The sequence below is a fragment of the Kitasatospora sp. NPDC057518 genome (genome assembly GCF_042802075.1).
Lineage (GTDB): Bacteria > Actinomycetota > Actinomycetes > Streptomycetales > Streptomycetaceae > Kitasatospora.
This window is the reverse complement of the sequence record NZ_JBHVEU010000714.1, coordinates 1-2,481: the sequence shown is the minus strand read 5'-3', so window position 1 is coordinate 2,481 and position 2,481 is coordinate 1. Positions and strand designations below refer to the sequence as shown.

The window sequence follows — 2,481 nt, the reverse complement described above, 5'->3', positions numbered from 1 at the left end:
CGTACATCGCCTCGCACGTCACCCCGCACGTCGCCCCGTCGAGCACCGGCTCGGCGGGGCGACGTCGTTCTCTCCCCTGTGCGGTGCCGGAAATTGAGCGGTGTGACTTTCTTGTCATGGCTATGGTGGCCCGATGGCATCGATCAAGCAGTTCCAGGTCACCTTCGACTGCGCGGAGCCCGAGCGCGTCGGCCGCTTCTGGTGCGAGGCCCTGGGGTACGTCCCGCCGTCCACGCCGGAGGGGTTCGACACCTGGGACGACTACCAGCGCTCGCTGCCGCCCGAGAAGCGGGGCTCGTGGTTCGCCGCCAGTGACCCCACCGGTGCGGGCCCGCGCATGTACTTCCAGCGCGTCCCCGAGGGCAAGGTCGTCAAGAACCGGGTGCACCTCGACGTACGGGCCGGCACCGGCCTGGTCGGCGCGGAGCGCGTCGCGGCCCTGGAGGCCGAGTGCGCCCGACTGGTAGCCCTCGGCGCGACCCGCGTCCAGCTGCTGGTCGCCGACGAGGAGAACGAGTCGTGCCTCTCGATGCAGGACGTCGAGGGCAACGAGTTCTGCCTCGACTGAGCACCGCCCGAATTCCACAACTCCCTGCGCAGGAAGTCGACATGGCCGACTCCTGTGCGCTCAGAGCGCCCAGCGGGTCACGCTGCCGTCCGGTGCCGAGTAGCTCACGAACTGCCCCTCCGGCCCGGCCTCGACCGTGAACCACTCACGGCGGGGGCGGTTCTGTCCCAGCCAGCTCCGGTGGGCGGCTTCGACCGTCCGCCAGAGGTCGCGGGGGCCGCTGCGGGCGACGGTGCCGCCGTGCGCCTGGGCGGTCGAGCCGTCCGCGACATCGCGAAGGACGTGACCGTCCCGGACGACGGTGGGACCGAGGTGGAGGTCGGCCCAGAACGCGAACCCCGGGTCGTCCAGGACGCGAGCGCCGATCTCCGTCCTCCGGCTGTCCGCCTGCGGCTCCGGCACCCCCGGGGCCGCGTCCCTCCCGCCGCGCAACGGCATGAAGGCCGCCGGACGATGCAGGAACCGCCCGGCCGCGCGCCCGTCCGACACCTTGGTGAGCCTGGCCACCGCACCACCCAGCGGAGCGACGACGAGGCCACCCGGCGCGCACTGGTCGAGCCACGCCCGGGGCACGCGACGGACACCGCAGGTGGCGATGATCCGGTCGTACGGCGCCCCCGGCGAGTACCCGTCGGCTCCATCAGCCTGGACCACGACGGGCGCGAAGCCGGCCTCACCCAACCGGGCACGGGCGGTCGCCACCAGGTGCTCGGTACGGTCGACGGTCGTGACGTGGGCCGCCCCCGCGAGGTGGCAGAGCAGAGCGGCGTTGTAGCCCGTCCCCGTCCCGACCTCCAACACCCGGTCCCCGGGCCGGACATCCAGCGCGTCGAGCATGTCGGCCATCAGACTCGGCAGCGTGGAGGAGGAGGTCGCCACCCCGCGGACGCCGTCCGGCCCGGCATCCTCCGCGTGCACGCCGCCCACCTCGGTGACCAGCACCCGGTCCGCGTACACCTCCCGCAGCCACCCCTCACCGGCCGGCCAGGGGCGGTGAGCATCGCCCTCCTCCCGGTAGAACACCGGAACGAACGGATGCCGCGGCACATTGAGGAACGCCTCGACCACCCGCGAGGACAGCACCGCGTTTCCGCGCTCCACCTCAGAGGCCAACGCGAGCCGTGCCCGCAGGAGTTGGTCTTCGTCATAGAGGAGGGTCGTCATGTCTGGTGGACCCCTTCCAGGTAGTCGCAGATGGCAGCAGTGATGGGCAGGCCTGTCGCCTGCTCGATGAACCCGTACTGCCCGTTGGGATTCACCTCAAGGAACGTCCAGTCACCCGAGGGCGACACGACGAAGTCGAAGGCGCCGTAGGGCAGTTCCAGCCTGTCCAGCATGCGACGGACAGCACGCGCCACCGCTGCGGGAGGATCGCAGGCCTGGTAGGTCAGGCTGTCGTAGTCGCTTCGCCAATCGACCTCCGCTGCCGCCGAGTTCGCGTGGATCTCAGCGGCGAACAGCCGCCCGTCGACGGCGGTGAGCCGCACTTCGTGGGCCTTGGGCACCCATTCCTGGAACAGATGCGCCGTGGTACGGATCGACGGATCACCGGTGTCGGCCGTGCTCAGCACGCTCGCGTACACGGCGACCGACTGACCTCCGACCGTCCCGCGGATCGGCGTGAAGGGCTTGTAGACCACCGGAGCCCCGATGCCGTCCGCGAACTCCCGTGCGGCTTCAGGCCTATTGGTGATCAACGTGCGCGGGACCCGAAGCCCCGACTCGGCCGCCACCCGGAGCTGGAACGGCTTGTACTCGGCATCGGCCGCGCGGCCCGGCGGCGGCAGCCACCGGCAGGGCAGCGCGGACAGCAGGCCGCCGAACCCTCGCCGCGCCTCGGCGGAGGCCACGCTGCGGGCCTCCGCCGACATCTCGGCGGGGAACTCCGGTGCGGTCGGGCGACGGTAGTAGAC

Annotated in this window: 3 protein-coding genes; 1 reads left to right on the top strand and 2 read right to left on the bottom strand. The window is 71.4% G+C overall.

Translation table 11 applies throughout. The annotated features are described in order from the left end of the window. Positions 1 to 133: 133 nt before the first annotated feature. Complete coding sequence (locus tag ACFU7Z_RS38685) at positions 134 to 568, top strand: VOC family protein (RefSeq protein ID WP_074001997.1); 435 nt, start codon at positions 134 to 136, stop codon at positions 566 to 568. A 60-nt stretch (positions 569 to 628) separates the two neighbouring features. Here ACFU7Z_RS38685 and ACFU7Z_RS38680 read toward each other — a convergent pair whose 3' ends face one another. Together ACFU7Z_RS38680 and ACFU7Z_RS38675 are read right to left on the bottom strand one after the other, a co-directional pair. Further along, a complete protein-coding gene (locus tag ACFU7Z_RS38680) occupies positions 629 to 1,732 on the bottom strand; it encodes a methyltransferase domain-containing protein (protein ID WP_380782833.1) in 1,104 nt (367 codons plus the stop codon). Then, a partial coding sequence (locus ACFU7Z_RS38675) for an ATP-dependent carboxylate-amine ligase (protein ID WP_380782831.1) occupies positions 1,729 to 2,481 on the bottom strand: 753 nt, incomplete at its 5' end. The genes ACFU7Z_RS38675 and ACFU7Z_RS38680, both read right to left, overlap by 4 nt.